The 239-nt window shown below is 59.8% G+C and carries 1 protein-coding gene; it reads right to left on the bottom strand.

The window, feature by feature from the left end:
• A partial coding sequence (locus tag E1958_RS20715) for a transposase (protein WP_166664730.1) occupies positions 1-239 on the bottom strand: 239 nt, incomplete at both ends.

Raw genomic sequence — 239 nt, 5'->3', positions numbered from 1 at the left:
GCGATCTTCTTCAATTGCGCTTCCAAGCGCTTCTTGGTGGTGATGCTGGCGTCACTGGCGCTCGCATGGAAAAACGAGCCGTCGATGGCGATGGTTTCTCCACCCACCAGATCCAGCTCGCGGCACAACACAACGAAATCTCGGTTCGCCGCACGCAGGGCGGTCCCGTTGACCCGTCGAAACTCAGCGATGGTACGGTAGCTGGGGACCAATCCCTCCAGCCGCCAGATCAGCTCCAA

The sequence above is a fragment of the Candidatus Thiosymbion oneisti genome (genome assembly GCF_004359955.1).
Classification (GTDB): Bacteria; Pseudomonadota; Gammaproteobacteria; order Chromatiales; family Chromatiaceae; genus Thiosymbion; species Thiosymbion oneisti.
Note: the sequence above shows the minus strand (reverse complement) of the source record. Positions and strands in the feature narration are given on the sequence as shown.